This window comes from Acinetobacter sp. MD2(2019), assembly GCF_035615615.1.
Lineage (GTDB): Bacteria > Pseudomonadota > Gammaproteobacteria > Pseudomonadales > Moraxellaceae > Acinetobacter.
Genome location: NZ_VTDU01000061.1, coordinates 1 through 1,200, shown reverse-complemented (window position 1 = coordinate 1,200; position 1,200 = coordinate 1). Strand labels below are relative to the sequence as shown.

The window sequence follows — 1,200 nt, the reverse complement described above, 5'->3', positions numbered from 1 at the left end:
GGTAATGCTCCCGCAAATTAAGCGAGTTTAAAAGTAGAAAATCGATTAACCTTTGTCCAAGGAGATTTTCTATGAAAACATCAAAATATTCAGACAGTTTAATCATGAGTATTTTAAAACAAGCTGAATCTGGCACGCCTGTACCGAATCTTTGTCGTGAACACGGTATGAGTACGGCAACGTTCTACAAATGGAAGTCAAAATACAGTGGTATGGACTTATCATTAATGACTCGACTCAAAGAGCTTGAAGCTGAAAATGCTCGTTTAAAACGAATGTATGCTGATGAACGACTTAAATCTGATGTGTTGCAAGATGCACTATCAAAAAAGTTTTAAGGCCAAGACAACGTAAATTACTTGCTCAGCAAGCAACTGAGCAATTTAAGCTTTCGGTCAGTATGGCCTGTTTGATCTTTAATGTGAGTCAGACCTGTTACCGCTATAAAGCGCGTTTAGATGATGAAAATCAGCAGATTGCCCAATGGTTGATTCAACTGACCAATGATCATAAAACATGGGGCTTTAAGCTGTGTTTTCTGTATTTGCGTAACGTCAAAAGGTACACATGGAACCACAAAAGAGTTTATAGGATTTACAAGGAACTAGAGCTAAATTTAAGAATCAAACCGAACAAACGAATTAAGCGAGAAATTCCCGAGAAGCTTGCTACGCCTACATCCAAGAATGAATCATGGTCGATGGATTTTATGTATGATCAGCCCAGTGATGGACGTAGCTATCGTGTTCACAACATCATTGATGACTATAATCGGGAGTCACTGGCAATGGTGGTAGACTTTTCATTACCAGCGCAACGTGTACTTCGAGACTTAGATCAATTGATTGAGTGGCGAGGGAAACCTAAACGTATTCGTAGCGACAATGGGCCGGAATATATCAGTGATTTAATGGCTCAATGGTGCAAACAACATGAAATCGAGCATGTGTTTACGCGACCAGGTAACCCACAACAGAATGCGTATGTTGAAAGATTTAACCGAACAGTACGTTATGAGTGTTTAAATCAGCAGTTATTTCGAGATATTGAAGACGTTCAGAACTATACAACAGCATGGCAATACTTCTATAATCATGAACGACCACATATGTCAGTTGATGGTAGACCACCTAATTTTAAACAATAATAAAGGCTTAGGATATTCTACTTATAGATTCGATTAATAATGGGGGTATTACC

1 protein-coding gene is annotated in these 1,200 nt (G+C 38.6%); it reads left to right on the top strand.

Annotated features, from left to right (window positions below; translation table 11 throughout):
• Nucleotides 1–71 precede the first annotated feature (71 nt).
• Nucleotides 72–1,147, top strand: a protein-coding gene (locus tag I2F62_RS13045; protein ID WP_324627413.1) for an IS3 family transposase whose coding sequence is annotated in 2 segments (ribosomal slippage) — nucleotides 72–324 and nucleotides 324–1,147 — 1,077 coding nt in all. Because the reading frame shifts where the segments join, the coding sequence is not laid out codon by codon here.
• Nucleotides 1,148–1,200 lie beyond the last annotated feature (53 nt).